Raw genomic sequence first — 17,478 nt, forward strand, 5'->3', positions numbered from 1 at the left:
GCTGGCCGACGAGCCCGGCGGGTGGATCGACCTGATCGAACCCGCCCGCGGCGAACGGGCCGACCTGTACGCCCTGACCATCCCCACCAACCTCGCCGGCGCCGCCAGTGACCTGCGGTGGGACCGCGGGCACGCCCACGCTCTGCGCCCGGCGTTCCGCGAGCTCGGGCACGCCGCGGCGTTCGTGTTCGAGGCCGTCGAAGCCGGACGCGCCACCACCATCACCACCCTCGTGCCCGCCACCGGGCTGCACCGCGACACCGTCACCCGCGCCGTCGACGTCCTGACCGCGCACGGGCTGCTCGAGCGCACCCCCACCGGCCTGACCGCCCACCCCGAACGCCTACGCGCCGTCGCCGAGCTCCTCGGCACCCTCGACGCCGTCACCGCCCAGCTGCGCCGCTACGCCCGCGACCGCGAACTCTGGCGCGCCTACCTCACCCGCCACGACCCCGAACAGCGCGAACCCGACCCGGTGGACGTCGAGGACTACTGGTGGCCACCCGACGACACCTCGACGCTCGTACAGGCACTTCACGGCGCCGCGTAGACGCTGGTCCCGGTGGCCGCTCTACGCTCGCGGCATGGACGTTCTGTCGGCCGAAGCGCACCGCACCCTTGCCTACATCGCGCTGGTAAATCGTGGAGGTGCCCGCCCTTCGAGGGCAGGAGTCGCCCAGTTCTTTCGGTCGGCCGAGCCCAAGGTGGGCGGCGTGTTCATCGAGATGGTCAACATGATGGCGCGAGGGACATACCGCACCGGCTCGGACGAGAACCCCGTCGACTACCTACTCCGTATGGAGTGGATCCGCGTCGAGGAGGGTGCCGTCGTCCTGACGTCCGTGGGCCAGGCGCTCGTGCGCGGACTCGACGCCGCCGAGCAGGAGGAGGACGTCATCGAGGCCGTACTCGACGTCGACGATCCGTTCGCCTATGCGAAAGCCGTTACCTACCTCCGCACCGAGTCCCCCGCGCTGCTTGTCGACCCCTATCTGCGGATGGCTCAGCTCATCGACCTCGACCGCGTCCCGACTGTCGAACGCGTGCTCGTCGGCACCAAGCTCAACGCGGGCGACCTCGCTGCGCTCGGTAGCGCGGCGAAGGTCATCGCCAACAAGCGGCCTCTCGAGGTTCGCAAGGTCAGTGAACTCCACGACCGGTACCTCATCCCCGCCAGCGGACCAGTACTGATGCTCGGCGGATCCCTCGGCACGATCGGTCGCTCTCCCATCACGCTGACCACGCTCAGCGCCAGCCTCAGCGACACCGTGCGCGAGGTTTACGAGAAGAAGTGGGCTGACGCAGAGGTCGTCGAGCCCCCAACGCTGCCCGAGGACTAGGCCCGGCGCGGCTTCGCCTGCCACCAAGGCCGGAACGGTCCTTGCTAGATATCAAGCAAGCAAGATAGATAGCAAGCGTGCTATCTATCTAACAATCTAGCTATCTAGTACGCTGGTGCCATGCTGATCACTGCCGTCGCCTCCGAGAAGGGCGGCATCGGGAAGACCACCTGCACCCTCGGCTTCGCCGCCGAGCTCGCCCGCCGCGGCGTCCGCGTCGGGATCGTTGACCTCGACCCTCGCGCCACCGCGACGACGTGGCTCGGCATCGATGCGCCGCCGGGGGAGCACATCGGCGCGATCCTCGGCCAGGACGACGTCGACGGAGCCGCCTCCGACCTCGCCCTCACATCGACATGGCACGAGAACATCACCGTCATCCCCGGCTCCCGCGACCTCGCCGCGCTGGAATCCGCGCCGCAGGAGTACGGCGACCTGCGCCTGCGACGCGCCCTGCAGGGCTGGGACCGCGACGTCGTGCTCATCGACTCGCCCAACCGACAGGGCGGCTATCTCATCCGCTCCGCCCTCACCGCGGCCGCGCAAATCATCTACGCCACGACGCCCGACGAGGACGGCCGCTCCGGCGTGGAGTGGGCCCGGTCCAACGTCGCGCGGTTCAAGCAGCTCTCCCCGCTGAACCCCGACCTGCGCGAGGTCGGCGTCATCCTCACCCGCTGGCCCGACACCATCCCGACCCGAGATGCCCTCGGCGCCCTCGAAGCGCTCGAGCAGGACAACGGCGACCTCGTCCTGCGGCCCTTCATCCCCGAGCGCGTCGTCGTGCGCTCAGCGCGCGCCGGTGAGGTCTGGTGGGGCGACTACGCCCGCGGCCAGGTCGTCGTCGACGCCTTCGCCGGCCTCACCGACACGCTCTGGCCCCAGTACCCGCGGAAGGACGACCACCGATGAGCGACCTGCCCGCCCCCAAGCGCCGCCGGGTCGCCCCCGCGGTAACCGACCCCATGGCACCCAACACCCCGCCGCACGCGCCAGCGCCAGCAGCGCCGCCGGCCGCCGCCACACCCGCGCCGCAGGCAGCTCCCGCACCTGCACCCAGCCCCGCGCCTTCGCTCGCGCCCCGCGCGCCCAGCGCCCCGCGCAAGCAGCCGACCGTCGCGGTCTTCGTCCGGGTCAACGAGACGGCGAGCACCCGCTTTCAGACGCTCGCCGACGAGGCAGGCCTCACGCAGCGCGCCATGTTCGAGCAGCTCGTCGAAGACGCCTGGAAGCGCCGCCGCTAGATAGATATCTAGCAAAAAGCACGCAGACCTTAGCGCACGCCAACAACAGGTGACGCGACGTCGCACCTGCCGCCGCACGCGGCTCTCGCGGCGAGTCGCCCGAGGGTTCCTAGGGCGGCAGCAGTCAGCTCAGTACAGACCGGCGGCGACCAACTCTGACGACAATCGCGATCGCGACGTCCGCCCGCACGGTGTCAGACGCCTCGCTGATAATTGAGCCACGCGACCGCCTTCCGCGGCATCTGACTAACCGAGCGCGGCGTGGAGCCTTAACACCGCCCGGACGGGCGATGTACGTACACAGGGGGAGACCAACGATGATCCCGCGCCCGCACCTGGCCGCGTCATGACGGACGCGACACCACCCGACTGGCTGGCGCCACGGGTCGCCTCGGTCCCGTCCCGGCAGCGCGTGGACCTCGGTGTCGCCGGGTCGCTCCGCGCCGCACGAGCGCGGGAGCGCGCCGCGCGACTGGCGAGGTACGGGCCGCTTCTACGCGACTGGCTCACCCTGGCCGCCCTGGTCGCGGCCGTCGCCGCTCCGCTCCTGCTCGCGACCATGATCTACGGCCTGCTCATCAGGGAACCCGGAGACCTGCGCTTCCTCGCCTTCGGCATCCTGGCCCTGCTCATCGGCGCCCCCGCCGCCTGGCGCCTCGGAACGCGATGGGGCTCAGGACCCGCCGAGGCTCGCCTTGCAGCGGCCATCCGCGTCGAGAAGAACCTCCACTGGCACCTCGAGCATCTCCGCAGCGAGGGATGGACCGTCCTAGCCGACCGCCTCGTGCCCGGCACCGAAGCACGGATGCCATTCGTCCTGATCGGTCCCGGCGGCGTCGTCATCGTCACCCCGACACCAGCGTGGGGCCCCTGGCAGGTCCACAACGACGAGGCCTACCTCCAGGGCCGGCCCACCTCAGAGTGGGTCCGCACCCGATGGTGGGAAGCCACGCAGGTCCAAGAAGCTCTCGAGGTCGCCGCCGCGCACCTGGACTGGGTCGGCCCCACCCGGATGCTGATCGCCGTCCCGCCCCACCCCAAGGCGAGCAAGCGCGCACCGACCGACGTCATGCAGCCGCACCCCCGGTCCATCGCCACCATCCCCGTCGTCAGCTTCCACCACCTGCGCGACACACTCCTCGACTTCCCCGCACCGCTACCCCGCGAGCTCGCCGCCAACCTCGCCTACATCGTCGAGGACATCTGCCCACCCGCCGGCGTACGAGACCACCGCGACTGACCACCGCTCCACACCACCCAGGCAGAAGCCTTGACGACGAAACCGAAGGCGGGGGAACCAACATGAACGACACCTGGCGCAGGCTCGAGCTCACCGACGACCAGCTCGAAGTCCTCGTACACATGAGCATCAAGCGCGGAGCCAGCCCACAGGAACTCATCAGCGACGTCTGGCCAACCCTCACCCCCGACGAGGGACGCGCACGGCTCGACCAGACCGTCACGGAGATCAACACCGCCGCCTCCGCCGCCACCGGCAAGCCGGGACCGGTCATCACCAGCGCCAAACAAGACTCCAGCCACGGCGGCGCCGCCTTCGGCCTGCCGTCGCCCGAGATGCACGTCCGTGTGCTCGGAACGCCCTACGTCGAGGTCCGCTGACCTCTGCCCCGTGCCCGCGCCGTCGCTGGCATCGGCCGCACACGCGGGGAGCGCGAGCCCCGCCCACGCAGCGGCGCAGCCTGCATCGACGGGCGCCCGTCCTGATCCGGTGCGGTCCTCGGCTCCGCCGTAGGCGGCGGCAGCAGCTTGGCCAGCCGCCGCGCTTGCCGCTCCGCGACAGCGCGGTTCCGGCTCCGCCGCGCAGCCCTGCGACGGTCGCGAGCACGTCTGGTGATTCTGTCCAGCTCGGTGATTCGCTGACGAATCGAGACGGACCGCTTCTCGGCGATCTCAACCTGCTCAAGGAGTTCGCCTATTTCGCCGATGGCAGCTTCCGCCTCGCGTGAACGGATCGTCGTCGGTATCGCCAGCAAAACGCGCTGCCGGTGTTCGACTACCTGGGCGCGAGTACGCATGACTTTGTTGTCACGCTCTAGGAGTGCCATGTCGCGGCGTGCCAGCATAGACTTCCAAGAAACTCCAACTTCGAAGACCGCATTCTTGGCAGTGTTGGGGAGTCCGCGAAGCGCGAGCAGCGTCCACCACCCGAGGCCCGCGAAACCCAGCCTGATCAGCACAAGCGCGGGAGTGACCACGAGGATCACGAACGCAGACAAGAGCGTCGATTGTAGCAGCGTCGTATGCCACGGGATACTCTGTCCCGGATTTCCCAAATTCCAGATTGCTACCCACTCGGACGCCCCAATGGCAAGCAAGACCGGGCCATAAAGAAATCCGTTCAGCCGAAGGCTGCCAACGGTGTTGTATCCGACGCTCCGACTTACTCGGCTGATTTCCCACCGTGCCTCCAAGACCAGCGCGAGGCCAGCTGCGGGCAGAAGAGTTGCCATGGCCGGCCAGAGCGGAGAAATCGCGGCGCTACTCATAGCGAGAGTCTGCCAGCCCGTCCCTCCGGCTCGGCCGTACGACGCGATCAACGCGACGTCGCGCCTGCCGCCTGCCGCATCCCTCGCGGCGAGTCGCCCGCGGGGCTCCTAGCCGCTCGCCTCACCTCAGCGCGGGGAGACCGAGGCTCCCCCCGCCGCGCACGACGCGTCACCGAGCTAGCGTGTCAGCGAGGTCCCGCTGCTCGGCCCCCTGCGCAGCGGGACCTCGTCATGCCCCGCACCGCCGTGACGGAACCCGGCGGTGCGCCCTTCGGGCGCGCGAGCTCCTCGGCGCGGTTGGCCGTGCCGGTGGCTGGGTGTGGGTCGGCGGCTCACCTGGCCGGTAGCACGACCGTCCCTCACGACAAGGCCGTCCCGCCCGGCGTTCGTGAGCGGGCTGGGGACGGTGCTCCGCACCAAGAGCCACGAGCTCGGGGGAGTGGGGCCGGTCGGGACGGCCTTGCCGCGAGCCTCTGCCGGACGTGCTCCCTCGCGCCTGCCGGTGAGGCCCGAAGAACACGGGCGCTCACCGGCCAGCCCAACCGGGCAGGTCGAGGACACCACCCGCAGGGAGACCACCCACATGACCACCACCGACACCACCACGACGGCCGGGCAGATCGTCGAGGTCGACCCCCGGACGCTGATCTTGGAGGTCAACGTCCGCCGCGACGCCGACCTGGACGCGGAGTTCCTGGCCTCGATCCGCGACTTGGGCGTGCTGACCCCGGTCCTCGTGCAGCGCCGCGAGGACGGCCTGCACGTCCGCGCCGGGCAGCGCCGCACCCTCGCCGCCGTCGAGACCGGCCGGGCGACGATCCCCGCCCACGTCGTGGACGCCGACACCGACGAGACGCACCGGATTGTGGAGCAGTTGGCCGAGAACGACCACCGCCGCGCGCTGCGCGACGGGGACCACCTCGCCGCGTTCGAGCAGTTGGCCCTGCTGGGCCTGACCGCCGAGCAGATCGCCAAGCGCACCGGCACGAAGAAGGACCGCGTCACCTCCGCTCTGACTGTCGCCGCGTCGCCCGTCGCGGCCGCCGCGACCGCGCAGTACGACCTCACCCTCGACCAGGCCGCCGTCATCGCGGAGTTCGCGGACGACGCGGACGCCGTCGAGCGCCTGACGACGATGGCGGCGGAGGACCCGCGCGCGTTCGTCCACTGCGCGCAGAAGATGCGCGACGACCGCACCCGCGCCCAGGCCGTCGCGGTGCTGACCGCGGACTTGACCGAGCGGGGCCTGCGGGTCATCAGCGAGCCGTACTACGACGACCGGAAGATCAAGGCCCTGGCCGTCCTGGCGGCCGCCGACGACACCGGCCGCACCCCGCTCACCGACGAGGCGCACGCGACGTGCCCCGGGCACGTGGTGTGGATCAACCACGGGTACCGGGGCGTGCAGGCCGTGCCCGGGTGCGAGGGCTGGCGCGCCCACGGGCACGTCGACCGCCACTCGACCGCCACGGGCGCGCGCGGCGGGCGGATGACCGAGGAGGAGAAGGCCGAGCGGCGGGTCCTGATCGCGAACAACAAGGCCTGGCCCAGCGCGCAGACCGTGCGCCGGGACTGGCTCACCACGTTCGCCACGCGCAAGACCGCCCCGAAGGACGCCCCCGCGTTCATCGCGGCCGCACTCGCGCGCCGGACGAGCCCGGACACCGACGACCTGCGCCTGGCCCGGACCCTGCTGGGCATCCCCGAGCGCGCGAACTGGTCCGACCCCGACCCGCTCGCCGAGGCGATCGCGAAGGCGAGCCCGGCCCGCGCGCAGCACATCGCGCTCGTGCTCATCCTGGCGACCATCGAGCAGCGCACCGGCATCCACACCTGGCGCCGCCCGAGCCCGGAGTCCCGCGCCTACTTCACCGCCCTGGACGCCTGGGGCTACGGCCTGTCCGACGTCGAGCACCTGGTCCTCGCCGAGCAGCCGACCCCGGCCGCAGCACCAGAGCGCACCGCCCCCGACGACGCCGAGCACGACCTCGACGAGGACGAGGACGGCGCGGGCGAGTACGACGACGTCGACGAGCCGGACGACGCGGCCTGACCCGACCGGGCGCCGTCCCCGCCTACGGGTGGGGGCGGCGCCCCGGGGGTGCTGCTCGGGTCGGGCGGCATCGAGCCGCCCGACCCGACACCCCGGTGGTGCGCCCTGCGGGCGCGCGAGCTCGTCCGCGCGGTCGGCCGTGCCGGTGGCGGGGTCTGGGTCGGCGGGTCACGTGGCCGGTAGCACGACCGTCCCTCACGACAAGGCCGTCCCGACCGGAGCTGTTGAGCGGGCTGGGGACGGTGCTCCGCACCAAGAGCCACGAGCTCGGGGGAGCGGGGCCGGTCGGGACGGCCTTGCCGCGAGCCTCTGCCGGACGTGCTCCCTCGCGCCTGCCGGTGAGGCCCGAAGAACACGGGCGCTCACCGGCCGACCAACTGGCAGGCCGAGACCACTACCCGCAGGGAGACCACCCATGAACCACTCACCGAACACCGGGGCACTGCAGATCGTGCACGTGCACACCCCGTACCTGCGCGCTGACGCCCTCACCGACGGCGCGCTCATCGACGTCACCACCACCGCCCGTGAGGCGGGCTACCTGCTGCCGTTCGCGCTCACGAAGGGCGCGTGGGACGAGGCCGTCGCCTGGGACGAGGCCAACTGCCGCGACGACCAGGACCAGTCCGGACGCCTGTGGGACGTGCTCTGGCTGGCGCGCAGGGCCGCCCGGCGCGTCGGGCACGGCATGTCCCGGATCGCGTTCGAGGTCCTGCGCGTGCCCAACGAGCCGGACGCACTCGACGCGGTCACGACGACGCTGCACGTGCACATCGGCCCCGGTGACGCCCACGAGGCCGTGCTCACGGTCCTGCTCCCGCACGAGGACTGACCGCCACGCGGTCGCCGCGCGTCGAGCGCGCGCGGCGACCGCCCGCAGACGGGCCACCCGGCCCGAACCGAAAGTGCCCCGACGGTGCGTCAACACCGCCGGGGCGAGGAACCCACCAATGCACTGGAGGACTCCCATGTCGATTCTCGCCCACACCCAACCCACCGAACCCGCGATCGTCCGGCGCGGTTCGGCGCGCGCGACCCGCGCCCCGTACCTGGTCGGGGACCACGTCCAGGCCCTCGACGGCTTCCCCGGCGGGACGCGTCTGCTGCTCGCGGGCCGCGTCGTGGGGGTCGAGCCCCGCGACCCCGAGCGGGCCGACTACCCGTGGCGCGTGACCTACGAGGTCGAGCCGGGCCGTACCCGCGCCGTGTGGGTCAACGCCCGCGGGGTGGACCTGCACCAGTACGTCGCCCCGTCGGTCACCACGCTGACGCTGCACGAGCAGGACACCCCGGACGGGCGGTTCGCGCTCACCCTGGCCCGGCTGCTGCGCCGCGCCGGAGTCGCCGGGCCGCTCGCCCGGCGCTCGCCTGCCGGTGCGGTCACGGTCGTTGTGTTCTGGCCGTCCGGTCGGGAGCGGGTCGTGGCGCACGTCGCGGCCGCGCGGGACAGCGCCCGGTTCCAGGTCGCGGCCTACCCCGACGTCGCGGGCGCGGCCCCGGTCGCGCGTGAGGGCGCGTGGAGCGTCATCCAGGCACAGGCCGTGATCCTGCGGCTGCTGCGCTGACGCACCCGACGTGAGCCGCCCGGCCCCGGTCGGGCGGCTCACGTCCCCGGGGGCGGGGCCGGGTCTGCCGGCATCGAGCCGGCAGACCCAGCACGCGGGCACCACCCGCAGCTGCGCCCCTCACGCCGCCGTCGCACCCCGGATGAGCCGGGACCCCACCTCGAGCACGCACACCCCTCACCCGCACGAGCCGGGCACGAGCAGAGCACCCCGAGCTCCAGGTGCGGCCGCTACGGGTCGCCGCTGGCGCAGCCTCCCGTACGCCAGACCAACCCGACCACCGATCACCCTCGACCAAGAGGCCACCACCGATGAACGTGCAGGTCAGCACCGAAGTCTGTCCACGGTCATTTGGGGGCGCCCCAGCGACGGAGCGCCGGACCGCACACGGGCGTCGCCCGCTGCGCGGTCACCGACTGTCGAAGGACGGTCGTCTGTGTCCCCTCCTGGCTCTCCATGATCGCCGGCGCGAGCTCCCCGCAAGCGGCTACGCCGCCGGGCACGGCGACGAGCCCGACCTGCGTTCGCTGCGCTCACTGAGCCCGGCCGAACTCGCCCCCGCACCCGCCCTCCGGGTTGACGCTCCACCCGCTCATGCCGGCGGTCATCTCGCTACCAGGAGGGTCCGAAAGACGTTCGGCGCACCAGCGGCAGGACGGCCAAGTAGGGGCGCCTAGGTCACGTTCTCGCAGGTCAAGTCACACACGAACCGCGCAACAGCGCACGAGGAGATCGTCATGGACACCGTCACCGTCACCGTCTACACCCGCACCGGCTGCGTCATGTGCGGGGCGACGTTCCGGGCCCTGGCCAAGGCCGGCATCGAGTACCAGGCGATCGACACCACCGGGAACACCGACCTGGAGAAGGAGCTGCGCGCGTCCGGGGCGCTGCAGATGCCCGTCGTGGTCAGTCCGATCGGTACCTGGGACGGGTACCGGGACGACCGCATCCGGGACCTGCGCGACCACCTGGCCGCCGCCGAGCAGCTGAGCGCCTGACACCCCCACCCCAGACGCCCGCCCCCGTCGGCCGCGCAGGTCGGCGGGGGCGCCGGCACCTACCTCAAGCACCAGTAGGAAGGACCACGCGATGCCCACCACCCCCGCCGAGCTCGTCGAGCAGGTCCTGACCCGGATGCTCTGGTCACGGCGCGCCGCCACGATCGCCCGAACCCTGGCACCGGTCTGGCTGTTCGGGTCCCGCGCCGCCCTGGCCGCACTCATCGCCGACCACGACCGGACGTTCCCCGCCGCCCCGGCCGAGGGAGACCAGCGAGTCGCCTCGATCGTCGCGCACGTCCTACGCACCGCCGACGACGTAGCCCACGCCCGCGCCACGCACCGCACCTGGGTCCTGACCGGGGGAGAAGGACCCGAGCCGGTCGACCCCTACCGGTGCCCCGTCGCCGGGATCAACGCCCGCGCGCACGGGCGCCCCGACCCCCAGCTGCTCGCCCGCGCCAGCGACGTCCTGACCTACCTGCACACCTTCACGTTCCCGCCCGAGCCCGGCCGCACCACCGCCGGCCTGATCCGCGCCCTCCACGCGGCCCGCACCGCCGAAGACGACCAGGACGTCGGCGACGTCGACGAGCTCGACCTGCCCTGACCCACCGCACCCGCACGACCCACCCGAGGAGACCGGTTCATGACGAGCACCACCGCCACCGCACCGACGCCGCTGTGCATGACCGCCCGAGCGCGTGGGCGCGTGACCGTAGGGTCACCGCTCAAGCAGGCCACCCGCACATCGGCCACGAGCAGGGGAGCGACGATGCCCACCACCACCCGCACACCCCTCGCGCTCGAGAACGCCTACGCCGTGCCGATCTTCGGGCTGGTCACCCGCGCCCGCGCGGCCGCGACGCCGGCCCTCGCTGACGATGGGGTCTGGGCGTCCGCGGAGGCCGGCCAGACCCGCATCCGCACCGGGCATGCCGCGGCCCGCCGCACCGCCTCCGCCGGGCAGTACGCCGCCCACCTACTGCGCCTGCGCGCGATCGAGCGCGTCGAACGCGGCCGGGCCGAGCCCTGGACCCTCGCCCTCGCCGCAGCCGCCGGTCCGATCGGGTCATGGGACTGGGACACCCGGATGCAGGGCGCCCTCGACCTACGCCGCACGTTCAAGGACCTACCCGAGACCGAGCACGACGACGCCGTCCGGCAGGCCCGGCTCGTCGCCGCGTGGCTCACCCATGCCGGCGGCCGCCAGATCATCCCCGCCACCGCACGCCTAGCCACCTACGCCCTCGACCACACCCCCATGACCCCCGAGCCGCTGGCCGCCGCCTGGTACGCCACCCACGGCGACCGCCTGCTCCTCGAGCTGTCGGCCCGCCAGGCGCCGGCCGCGCTCGTGCGCGTCGCGGTCCGCGGGCTCGAAAACGCCAGGGTGAACCCGCTCGGCGACGCCCGCACAGCGCTGGCCGGGTGCGAGCACGAGGCCGACGGCGTGCGCTGCGACTGCTGACCGGACTGGGGGCTCAGCGACCGCCGTCGAGGGGGATCGCCTCGCTTGAGCGGATCCAGGCGTGCCACGAGTCACGGCCCTCGCGTGGCTGTGCAACGAGCACGTGGCCGGGGGCGCGGGCCACGACGTCGAGCTCGAGCACGACGACGTCCCCGCGGTAGTTCGTCGTGGTGACTCGCGCCCGCCGTGGCGGGCGCAGGAGCTCGGGCTTCCCGGCGGGTTCGCCCACGGTGACGATGAGGTCGTACCAGTCCGGCTCAGGCGTCGAGTCGCTGGTCACGCGCCCCAGCATCGCGCACACCGGCCCGCGGCTCAGCCGGTGTTGCGCCGGCGGACGTCGCTGACCGGGACCCACGCCCCGCCAAGGCGCCAACGACGGTCGTACACCCGGACGAGCACCGCGGCCGGCGTCCACCCGATCGCCTCGGTCTCCACGAGCTCGGGCCCGTCGACCTCCCACACCAACCGCGCCACGCACGCCACCGGCGCCGGCGCCGTCGTCTGCGACCGTGCCGGCGGCACCTCGACCTCGTTCACCAGCCGCTGCCAGCGCTCCCGGCCCGAGTTCCACGACAACGCTTCCTGAGCCATGATCGAACGAGTGTACGAAAGACCTCGCTCAGAACCCCGGGGAGCACGGACAGCGTCAGACGTTGTGCTTACTCGGCAGGCATGCCACTCTGTGCTTGCCCAGTAAGCACAACCCGGAGGTGCGGCGTGAACGGTGTTGATGATGGAACGGGCGAGGACACGACCGTCGAGGACGCCGCAGATGCGGCGCTCTTTCGCCTGGGGGCGAGCGAGGGTGGCAAGGCCCGCGCGCGCCGGCTGACGCCTGAGCAGCGGTCAGAGATCGCCCGGCGGGCCGCTGAGACGCGCTGGGTCGGGAAGGCGCGACGTGCATCGCACTCGGGCGCGCTCATCATCGGAGACAACCGGATCGAATGCGCGGTTCTCGACGACGGCACCCGGGTGCTGTCCCAGGGCACCATGCTCGAGGCGCTGGGCCGCGCGAAGTCCATGGGTCGGCGCGGCGACAGCGAGGACGTCAAGCGTGCACCGTTCCTGAGCGCGAACAACCTCGACCAGTTCATCACCCCGGAGTTGCTCGAGAAGCTCACTCCGGTGACGTACAAGATGCCGAACAACCGGTTCGCCAGCGTCGGATACCGGGCGGAGGCGCTCCCCGACGTCTGCGAGGTCTACCTCAAGGCGCGGCAGGCCGGGGTGCTGCAGGACAAGCAGAAGCCGGCTGCCGAGTCAGCAGAGGTGCTCATCCGAGGTCTGGCCAAGGTCGGGATCATCGCGCTCGTCGACGAGGCGACCGGGTACCAGGAGCAGCGATCGCGCGACGAGCTGCGCCGTCTGCTCGAGCAGTACGTCGACGAGTCGTTCCGCCCGTGGGCACGGATGTTCCCGGACGCGTTCTTCAGCGAGCTCTACCGCCTGTACGGGTGGCAGTGGGTTCCTGGCAATAACGCCGGGCCTAGGTACGTCGGAAAGTTCATCAACCGGTACGTCTACGACCACCTGCCCGAGGGTGTCTCCGACGAGCTGCGGCGGGTCAACCCGAAGCTTCCGTCGGGCCACCGCGCGCGCAAGCACCACCAGCACCTCACGGTCGACACGGGGAACGTCCACCTGGACCGACAGATCACCGCGGTCACAACGCTCATGCAGGTGAGCCACGACCTCGAGGAGTTCAAGGAGCTGTTCGGCCGGCGGTTCTCCACGGAGGTGAAGCCGCGGGTGCTGCGCGTGCATGTGCGTGACGACGACTCGGTCCAAACGCTGTTCGAGATCGACGACGTGTCATGACCCCCGCCCACCGATCCGCATTTTTGTGTTGCGCTTAATCATTTTCCGACATACAATATTCGTATGGCGATGAGGTGGGCGGACAGCACGGGCAAGCATGGTGTGGCGCGTGAGGACGCGGTGCACGCGATGCTGAACGCGTACCTGCACGTGCCGTCGTTCGATGACCCCCGGGTTCCGGGGGCGTCTCGTCCGGACCTGTGGATCGGGCCTCAGCGCACGCTCGGGGCTCCGCTGCTGGAGGTCATGACCGAGACGATTCCGCCGCGCGATGTGCTCGTGTTTCACGTCATGGAGGCCAGGGCCAAGTTCCTGGTCCTGCTCGAGGAAGAAGAGGAGGGGCAGTGATGAGCACCGAGGAGGACCGCGAGGCCGCGCTGAGCGCCTGGGCGGCGTCCGACGCACCGCAGGTGCACCCGGGCGCGACCACCCACCGCGGGGAGGACGCACGCGCCGCGGCGCGCGCGCTGCTCGAGGGCGCGACCGAGGACGACCCGGAGGGGCGGGAGCTGGTGCGTGCGGCACGCGGGCGCGGTCGTCCGCGCCTGAACCCGGACCTGGAACCGGGGGAGGGGCCGGTCTGGACCGTGCGGACGCCGGTCGAGCTCGACGCCGCGATGCGCGCCCGCGCCAAGGCCGAGCGCCGGCCCCTGTCGGAGATTCTCCGCCAGGCGGCCGCCGAGTATCTCGCTGTCCACGAGGCCAGCTGACCATGCCCTGACCTGACCCACACCGCGCCCGAGGGCGCGTCCCACGACATCACCGACCGGCACCCGCCGACCGGTGAGCAGGTGCCCCGACGGTGTTTGCACCACCGCCGGGGCGAGGAACCCACCAAGCCACTGGAGGACTCCCATGCGCATTCTCGCGTACGCGGGCCGGATCGGCCCCGACCGCACATCCCGCGCGAACGACTCCCGCGACGTCGACGAGCTCGACGAGGACCGCGACGCCCTGGCCGTCGTGGTCGGTCTGCGCGATCGGCGGTCGACCCGATGAGCGCCCCCACGCCCGTGCTCGCCGCGGCCGCCCGGGCGCGTCGGCAGGCGACCGTCGTGGCTGCGATCGGCGCGGCGGTGCCCACGGTCCTGGCCGCGCAGGGCATGGCGTCCCTGGCTGTGGACGTCCTGGGCTTCAACCTGCTCGCGGCGGTCGCGCTCGCGTCGTTCCTCGAGCTGGCGCTCGTCTCCTCGGCGCTGCTCGCCCGCGCCGCGGCGCTGGCCGGGCGCCCGGGGGGCGCCGACGCGGTCGCGGTGTGGGTCGTCTCGGCGACCTCCGGGGTCCTGGCCGGGGTGCACGAGCTCGTCGCCACGGCACCGGATGGGTCGTCGACGTGGAGCACCGACCCGGGGGCGTTCCTGGCGGCCGCGGTGCGCGCCGTCGCCCCGCTGGTCGCGGCGTGGTTGTGGGAGCGGGTGCTGCAGGCCGCCCGCGCCGAGCACGCCCAGCGCACCCTGACTGAGGTCCGGCGCGACCGGCGCCTGCTCGAGGTCGCGCGCGCGGCGCTGGCCGTGCGGCGCCTGGGCGCCGGTGACGGCGGGCGGTGGACCACCCGACGTGTCCACCGAGCGCGCCGGCGCCTGGACCGGGCGCACCTCGCGGCGCTGCGCGTCGCGCCGCCGGCGCCCTCGCTCGATGCCGTGCTGGCCGCGGTGGGACAGGTGGACCACCTCGCGGCGGCCACCCTCGTGCCCGGACCAGCCAGCCCCGCCCGCGTCGAGACCTCGACAGTGGCCGCGCCGGACGCTGTCCCGGCGCTGGCCGACCGGCGCGTGGTCGCGGCCGCCGCCGAGCGTGCGCCGGTGGTCACCGCGCAGGTCAGGCCGCACGACCACGTCCCGGACGCGGCGGCCACGCTGTTCGACGTCCCCGGCCAGGACGTCCCGGCGTCGGACGGCGCGACGAGCAACCTCGACGTCGCGCTCGACCTGCTGCGCCAGGACCCCGAGGTGTCAGGGGCACGCCTGGCCGAGGAACTGGCCCGCCGTGGCCGCCCGGTCAGCGCCCGGACCGGACGCCGGCTGCGGGCCTGCGCCCTCGAGCTCCTGGCACCCGCGTCTGTCCCCTGAGCTGTCCCACGTCCGGGGTGAGCGGCCTGGCGTCTCCGCGCTCACCCCGGACACACCCCTCACGGCGCACTGCGCGTGGGCACCGATCGACATGATGAGCACGACCCACCCGAAGGGAACGCACGATGACCGAGAACAACCCGGCCCCCTCGCTCGACGAGCCGGACCCGATCGCCCAGGCGATCGACGCCCTGACCCGGGTGGCGAACCGCACCCGCACGATCGGCCCCGGCACGCCTAGCGCGCACGAGGAACCCGAGGACTTCGCCGGTGTGCTCGTGGGCGTGCTCACGTCGGTCGCCGCGAACGTCGGCGGCGTGGAGTCGCTGCTCGCCGGCCGTCCCGGGTCATGGGAGGCCGCCGGTGTCCGCGAGCTCCTCGCCGGCGCAGCCGCCGACGACGCCGACCTGTGGCGCCACCGCACCGAACCCGTGCGGGTGCTGCTCGACGTGTGGGGAACGTTCGGCGACTTCGGGGTGACCGCCCTGTTCTACGCCGAGCAGAACGCCGCCGCCGAACGGCTCGACGCCGACGGCCTCAGCGAGGCCGAGGCCAGCGAGGCCGAGCGCGTGTACGACGCGTTCGAGGACCTGCTCGCGCACGACGCCACGGCGTACGCCGCCGCGTTCCGCGCGACCGTCCACGAGGTCGCCGCCGAGATGGGCGTCACCGCGCCGGTCGAGGTCGTCGAGCTCGACTTCAGCGGCCCCGCACCGGAGACCGACGCGCTCGGCGACGCCCTCGCCACGGCCGCCACACTGCGCACGCCGCTCCCCGCGACCGGGCAGGCCCCCGACTGGACCGACGGCACCCCGGCCGACGCGATCCGTCGCGCCGGCGCGACGTACACCGCCCGGGCACAGACGCCGGGCCAGTGACCAGAGCGCCCGCGGGGCCCGCCGAGCGGCACCTGCACGTGCCGCCGTGGCGCGAGCTCGGGCGAGCCGGTCAGGTCATGGCCGGCGCCTACCTGCGCGCCGGCGCCGGCGCGCGGCTCGGCGCGGGCGCGCGCGCCGTCCTCACCCCGCTCGTCGGACTGGGGTTCAGCCTCCTGCTCGCGGTCTACCGGCCGTTCGTGCGGTACTGGCGCGACCCGCACGACGCGCGCCGCCTCATCACGGTGACGATCACCCCCCGCGGGCACACCGTGGTGCCCGTGCTCCGGATGCTCGCCGGCCTGGCCGTGCTCGCCGCGGCGCTGCTGCTGCCCCTCGCGATGCCGACCCGGACCCTGGGCCTCGGGCTGCTCAGCGTGCTGGTTCTCACCGCCGTCCTGGCGGCGGTCTCAGCGCTCGCCGCGCTCGTGCTCCTCGCGCTGCCGTACCCGGGGATGATCCGCTCCGCCGGACCACAGGTCCCGGGCACCGACCTGACGGTGAGCCTGGCCGCCTCCACCGCCCCCGGCGGAATGCGGGAGGTCCGCGCGTACCTCATGGAGCACCACGGCGGCCAGCGCGTCACCGTCCGCGCCCGCGATGAGCGCGCAAGACGCGTCTACGCCCTGCTCGGGCTCGAAGTTGTGAGGCCCGGTTTCGGCCGGATGACCGGGATCATCCCCGAGCCGCGCGGCGCGAGCTGGTGCACCGCCGCGGTGCTGCCGCTCGTGACGCAGCGGCTCGCGCCGCCGCAGCGCGAGGGAGCGGCTAGCGAACCTCAGGACGAAGTCGAGGCTGGATCGTGAGGGCGTTGGCCCAGCGGGTCGAACGTGCAGTAGGAGAAGACCACCTGCTCTGCCGCTCGCGAGAGGTGGATGCCGTCACTGCTGGCCGTCGTCGCGTTGCCCTGCGTGTCGCTGCAGTTCAGCACGCACTCTGGGTTGTTGAACCGGCAGTGATCGAGACGGATGAGGGAACGGTCCCCGTCGAGCACCTCAAGGTCGAAGTCGTTGGAGGCTTGGACGAGGACTCGAAGGCCGTCCGGCGTGTAGAGGTCTAGCCGTCGGATCCAGATTTTGTCGGGCTCCGTCTTCAGCACCTCGGCCAGCACCTGGTCACCATCCGTCAGCGTCAAGTGCTCTGGTGACGTCGTGACCTCGAGGTTGCGGTGATTGAACACCCACGCGCCCCGACGCAGCTTGGCGATGTGGTCGCCCGCCGCATTCCAGATGTTGAGGCTCGCCACGAGTGGGCCGTTGTTGACCGTCTCGGCCTTGACGAGCATCCCCCCGCCAGCGCTCAACACCGCGGCGACGGGCTGGTCACTGACGATGAGATTGGTGCCGATGCCCAGATGCACGGTGTCCCCTTTGTCCGTTCACGCGAAGGTACCGGCGCTGGGGCCTCCCTGGAGAGGTTGCTCGCGGGTGAACTTCCCGCGGGCGGTGCCGCGGTGGCCGCTAACGCTCGTTTCCGGCCACCGGCCACCGGCCACGCGACACGCCCGGCAGGATGTGGCCGAAAGTCGTGGCCGG

Annotated in this window: 22 protein-coding genes; 19 read left to right on the forward strand and 3 right to left on the reverse strand. The window is 72.3% G+C overall.

Annotated features, from left to right (window positions below; all coding sequences use genetic code 11):
* From AB6N24_RS09835 to AB6N24_RS09890, 12 genes are all read left to right on the forward strand, one after another.
* On the forward strand, positions 1 to 550 hold a 550-nt coding region (locus AB6N24_RS09835; RefSeq protein ID WP_412869222.1), incomplete at its 5' end, for a MarR family transcriptional regulator.
* Between the two features lie 34 nt (positions 551 to 584).
* On the forward strand, positions 585 to 1,340 hold the full coding sequence (locus AB6N24_RS09840; RefSeq protein ID WP_412869223.1) for a hypothetical protein: 756 nt from the start codon (positions 585 to 587) through the stop codon (positions 1,338 to 1,340).
* 120 nt (positions 1,341 to 1,460) lie between these two features.
* On the forward strand, positions 1,461 to 2,252 hold the full coding sequence (locus AB6N24_RS09845) for a ParA family protein (RefSeq protein ID WP_412869224.1): 792 nt from the start codon (positions 1,461 to 1,463) through the stop codon (positions 2,250 to 2,252).
* A complete protein-coding gene (locus AB6N24_RS09850; protein ID WP_412869225.1) occupies positions 2,249 to 2,584 on the forward strand; it encodes a hypothetical protein in 336 nt (111 codons plus the stop codon). The genes AB6N24_RS09845 and AB6N24_RS09850 overlap by 4 nt, the downstream gene beginning before the upstream one ends.
* A gap of 346 nt (positions 2,585 to 2,930) precedes the next feature.
* The gene (locus tag AB6N24_RS09855; protein WP_412869226.1) at positions 2,931 to 3,824 is read left to right on the forward strand and encodes a hypothetical protein; all 894 of its coding nucleotides are present in this window, start codon (positions 2,931 to 2,933) and stop codon (positions 3,822 to 3,824) included.
* Positions 3,825 to 3,886: 62 nt separating this feature from the next.
* Positions 3,887 to 4,204, forward strand: a complete 318-nt coding sequence (locus AB6N24_RS09860; protein WP_412869227.1) for a hypothetical protein — start codon at positions 3,887 to 3,889, stop codon at positions 4,202 to 4,204.
* A 1,470-nt stretch (positions 4,205 to 5,674) separates the two neighbouring features.
* Positions 5,675 to 7,144: a ParB/RepB/Spo0J family partition protein gene (locus AB6N24_RS09865; protein ID WP_412869228.1), complete on the forward strand. Its 1,470-nt coding sequence runs from the start codon at positions 5,675 to 5,677 to the stop codon at positions 7,142 to 7,144.
* A 415-nt stretch (positions 7,145 to 7,559) separates the two neighbouring features.
* On the forward strand, positions 7,560 to 7,976 hold the full coding sequence (locus AB6N24_RS09870) for a DUF6573 family protein (protein WP_412869229.1): 417 nt from the start codon (positions 7,560 to 7,562) through the stop codon (positions 7,974 to 7,976).
* A gap of 136 nt (positions 7,977 to 8,112) precedes the next feature.
* Positions 8,113 to 8,709: a hypothetical protein gene (locus tag AB6N24_RS09875; protein WP_412869230.1), complete on the forward strand. Its 597-nt coding sequence runs from the start codon at positions 8,113 to 8,115 to the stop codon at positions 8,707 to 8,709.
* 737 nt (positions 8,710 to 9,446) lie between these two features.
* On the forward strand, positions 9,447 to 9,710 hold the full coding sequence (locus AB6N24_RS09880; RefSeq protein WP_412869231.1) for a glutaredoxin domain-containing protein: 264 nt from the start codon (positions 9,447 to 9,449) through the stop codon (positions 9,708 to 9,710).
* A gap of 91 nt (positions 9,711 to 9,801) precedes the next feature.
* Complete coding sequence (locus AB6N24_RS09885) at positions 9,802 to 10,320, forward strand: hypothetical protein (RefSeq protein ID WP_412869232.1); 519 nt, start codon at positions 9,802 to 9,804, stop codon at positions 10,318 to 10,320.
* 165 nt (positions 10,321 to 10,485) lie between these two features.
* Positions 10,486 to 11,181: a hypothetical protein gene (locus AB6N24_RS09890; protein ID WP_412869233.1), complete on the forward strand. Its 696-nt coding sequence runs from the start codon at positions 10,486 to 10,488 to the stop codon at positions 11,179 to 11,181.
* 13 nt (positions 11,182 to 11,194) lie between these two features.
* On the opposite strand, the gene AB6N24_RS09895 is transcribed toward AB6N24_RS09890, so the two are convergent.
* Together AB6N24_RS09895 and AB6N24_RS09900 are read right to left on the reverse strand one after the other, a co-directional pair.
* A complete protein-coding gene (locus AB6N24_RS09895; protein WP_412869234.1) occupies positions 11,195 to 11,461 on the reverse strand; it encodes a hypothetical protein in 267 nt (88 codons plus the stop codon).
* A gap of 32 nt (positions 11,462 to 11,493) precedes the next feature.
* The gene (locus AB6N24_RS09900) at positions 11,494 to 11,772 is read right to left on the reverse strand and encodes a hypothetical protein (protein WP_412869235.1); all 279 of its coding nucleotides are present in this window, start codon (positions 11,770 to 11,772) and stop codon (positions 11,494 to 11,496) included.
* A 126-nt stretch (positions 11,773 to 11,898) separates the two neighbouring features.
* On the opposite strand from AB6N24_RS09900, the gene AB6N24_RS09905 reads away from it, so the two are divergent.
* From AB6N24_RS09905 to AB6N24_RS09935, 7 genes are all read left to right on the forward strand, one after another.
* Entirely contained in the window at positions 11,899 to 12,999 is a 1,101-nt protein-coding gene (locus AB6N24_RS09905; protein WP_412869236.1) for a P63C domain-containing protein, read from the forward strand.
* A gap of 63 nt (positions 13,000 to 13,062) precedes the next feature.
* Positions 13,063 to 13,347 carry a hypothetical protein gene (locus tag AB6N24_RS09910; RefSeq protein WP_412869237.1) on the forward strand — a complete coding sequence of 95 codons (285 nt, stop codon included), beginning with the start codon at positions 13,063 to 13,065 and terminating at the stop codon, positions 13,345 to 13,347.
* Positions 13,347 to 13,709, forward strand: a complete 363-nt coding sequence (locus AB6N24_RS09915) for a ribbon-helix-helix protein, CopG family (RefSeq protein WP_412869238.1) — start codon at positions 13,347 to 13,349, stop codon at positions 13,707 to 13,709. Before AB6N24_RS09910 ends, AB6N24_RS09915 begins: the two co-directional genes overlap by 1 nt.
* Before the next feature lie 145 nt (positions 13,710 to 13,854).
* Entirely contained in the window at positions 13,855 to 13,998 is a 144-nt protein-coding gene (locus AB6N24_RS09920; protein ID WP_412869239.1) for a hypothetical protein, read from the forward strand.
* A complete protein-coding gene (locus AB6N24_RS09925) occupies positions 13,995 to 15,068 on the forward strand; it encodes a hypothetical protein (RefSeq protein ID WP_412869240.1) in 1,074 nt (357 codons plus the stop codon). Before AB6N24_RS09920 ends, AB6N24_RS09925 begins: the two co-directional genes overlap by 4 nt.
* Positions 15,069 to 15,193: 125 nt before the next feature.
* Positions 15,194 to 15,946, forward strand: coding sequence for a hypothetical protein (locus AB6N24_RS09930; protein WP_412869241.1), 753 nt, complete (start codon positions 15,194 to 15,196; stop codon positions 15,944 to 15,946).
* A complete protein-coding gene (locus tag AB6N24_RS09935) occupies positions 15,943 to 16,749 on the forward strand; it encodes a hypothetical protein (protein WP_412869242.1) in 807 nt (268 codons plus the stop codon). The genes AB6N24_RS09930 and AB6N24_RS09935 overlap by 4 nt, the downstream gene beginning before the upstream one ends.
* Here the strand turns inward: AB6N24_RS09935 and AB6N24_RS09940 are convergent.
* Entirely contained in the window at positions 16,722 to 17,303 is a 582-nt protein-coding gene (locus tag AB6N24_RS09940; RefSeq protein ID WP_412869243.1) for a hypothetical protein, read from the reverse strand. The two genes, AB6N24_RS09935 and AB6N24_RS09940, sit on opposite strands and share 28 nt — an antisense overlap.
* Positions 17,304 to 17,478 lie beyond the last annotated feature (175 nt).

This window comes from Cellulomonas jepli, from assembly GCF_047229345.1.
Classification (GTDB): domain Bacteria; phylum Actinomycetota; class Actinomycetes; order Actinomycetales; family Cellulomonadaceae; genus Cellulomonas_A.

What these genes read in the sequence shown, in the direction of transcription:
- AB6N24_RS09900 (WP_412869235.1), bottom strand. Translation starts at nt 11,772, where the DNA reads ATGGCTCAGGAAGCGTTGTCGTGGAACTCGGGCCGGGAGCGCTGGCAG.
- AB6N24_RS09880 (WP_412869231.1), top strand. Translation starts at nt 9,447, where the DNA reads ATGGACACCGTCACCGTCACCGTCTACACCCGCACCGGCTGCGTCATG.
- AB6N24_RS09920 (WP_412869239.1), top strand. Translation starts at nt 13,855, where the DNA reads ATGCGCATTCTCGCGTACGCGGGCCGGATCGGCCCCGACCGCACATCC.
- AB6N24_RS09885 (WP_412869232.1), top strand. Translation starts at nt 9,802, where the DNA reads ATGCCCACCACCCCCGCCGAGCTCGTCGAGCAGGTCCTGACCCGGATG.
- AB6N24_RS09930 (WP_412869241.1), top strand. Translation starts at nt 15,194, where the DNA reads ATGACCGAGAACAACCCGGCCCCCTCGCTCGACGAGCCGGACCCGATC.
- AB6N24_RS09865 (WP_412869228.1), top strand. Translation starts at nt 5,675, where the DNA reads ATGACCACCACCGACACCACCACGACGGCCGGGCAGATCGTCGAGGTC.
- AB6N24_RS09925 (WP_412869240.1), top strand. Translation starts at nt 13,995, where the DNA reads ATGAGCGCCCCCACGCCCGTGCTCGCCGCGGCCGCCCGGGCGCGTCGG.
- AB6N24_RS09890 (WP_412869233.1), top strand. Translation starts at nt 10,486, where the DNA reads ATGCCCACCACCACCCGCACACCCCTCGCGCTCGAGAACGCCTACGCC.
- AB6N24_RS09850 (WP_412869225.1), top strand. Translation starts at nt 2,249, where the DNA reads ATGAGCGACCTGCCCGCCCCCAAGCGCCGCCGGGTCGCCCCCGCGGTA.
- AB6N24_RS09860 (WP_412869227.1), top strand. Translation starts at nt 3,887, where the DNA reads ATGAACGACACCTGGCGCAGGCTCGAGCTCACCGACGACCAGCTCGAA.
- AB6N24_RS09855 (WP_412869226.1), top strand. Translation starts at nt 2,931, where the DNA reads ATGACGGACGCGACACCACCCGACTGGCTGGCGCCACGGGTCGCCTCG.
- AB6N24_RS09870 (WP_412869229.1), top strand. Translation starts at nt 7,560, where the DNA reads ATGAACCACTCACCGAACACCGGGGCACTGCAGATCGTGCACGTGCAC.
- AB6N24_RS09875 (WP_412869230.1), top strand. Translation starts at nt 8,113, where the DNA reads ATGTCGATTCTCGCCCACACCCAACCCACCGAACCCGCGATCGTCCGG.
- AB6N24_RS09910 (WP_412869237.1), top strand. Translation starts at nt 13,063, where the DNA reads ATGGCGATGAGGTGGGCGGACAGCACGGGCAAGCATGGTGTGGCGCGT.
- AB6N24_RS09845 (WP_412869224.1), top strand. Translation starts at nt 1,461, where the DNA reads ATGCTGATCACTGCCGTCGCCTCCGAGAAGGGCGGCATCGGGAAGACC.
- AB6N24_RS09840 (WP_412869223.1), top strand. Translation starts at nt 585, where the DNA reads ATGGACGTTCTGTCGGCCGAAGCGCACCGCACCCTTGCCTACATCGCG.
- AB6N24_RS09915 (WP_412869238.1), top strand. Translation starts at nt 13,347, where the DNA reads ATGAGCACCGAGGAGGACCGCGAGGCCGCGCTGAGCGCCTGGGCGGCG.